Origin of the sequence: Rubrimonas cliftonensis, from assembly GCF_900107585.1 — a bacterium.
GTDB lineage: Bacteria > Pseudomonadota > Alphaproteobacteria > Rhodobacterales > Rhodobacteraceae > Rubrimonas > Rubrimonas cliftonensis.
Genome location: NZ_FNQM01000097.1, coordinates 1 through 1,049 on the forward strand (window position 1 = coordinate 1; position 1,049 = coordinate 1,049).

At 61.0% G+C, this 1,049-nt stretch carries 1 protein-coding gene; it reads right to left on the minus strand.

All coding sequences use genetic code 11. The features are described 5' to 3' along the window. Positions 1–499 precede the first annotated feature (499 nt). Positions 500–751 carry a hypothetical protein gene (locus tag BLW43_RS23300; protein WP_139284213.1) on the minus strand — a complete coding sequence of 84 codons (252 nt, stop codon included), beginning with the start codon at positions 749–751 and terminating at the stop codon, positions 500–502. Between the last annotated feature and the right edge of the window lie 298 nt (positions 752–1,049).

Consider the following 1,049-nt stretch of genomic DNA (forward strand, 5'->3'; position numbering starts at 1 on the left):
CGGCCGACCTCCACAACCTCAAGCCGAGAAACGCAACTGTCCGTATGGGCGCCCATAAGGACAGGTACGATCAAGCCGCCTCAGCACGGAAGACGATCCCCGGCGGAGGGGTACGGCTCAAGTCGGAAGGCAAGGGAAGAGGAAAGGGTCCTTGGTGAAATGACTTGCGGGCTTGTCAGCCGTCATTTGCAGGAAGAGCGGCATCAGTCACAATGGGCTCTCATCCGCCGTTCGCTGCGCCACGCACGAACGACCGGAGTGTGCGCATCCCTGCCAAAGCTCATGATTATCAACGGGACCCGCGTACTTGTCCACCGAGTACGACGAACGACCGGTCATGCGGCGGAGACCGCCGGTCAAGCGAAGGGCTGTCGACTGAGCTTCGTCCCAGCCCTCGCAACCGACACGAACAACGCCGCCTGCAAACTTCGGTGTCGACCGATTGATCATGCTGTGTGTCGCGAGATGGCCGTTGCGGAACATCTCGGGAAACCGTAAATTAGGCCCAGCGGCGCGACGCGCCGTATCGGAGATGCTTGGAAACATGGGTCTGTAGGCCGCCCAAACAGCTGATGTTACTGCATATTCGCAGCATATGCGGCTGTTCTGTTGTCTCCTTCACTTGCGCCGCAGGTGAATTAGGTGTGCGCTCGACCATGCGCATGTCAGTGCGCCCGCGAAAACCCGCGATCTCCCGCAGCTTGACGCCGCGCAGGCCGCGTCGCGCGAGCTTGCGCAGAAACTCGGTCAAGAACGGCTCGCCGGAGTTCGACAGTTCCCGACGGAAGAGCTCCGCAGCTGGCGATGACGCCGACGTGATTTCAAAGGGTTAGTGTCTGCGAGCGGCGATTTCCGCGGATAGCGTGTAGTTACATGCGCAGGCTCTTTACCTACTGGCGGCAATGCAGGTAGGGCGCTATCCTGCATGCCATGTTCACGCGCATCACTGAGAATGGCGGCCGGCGCTACCTCCAGATCATGGAGTCCTTCCGCAACGAGGCCGGCAAGCCCCGTCTGCGGGTCGTCGCCAATCTCGGGCGCGTCGACAC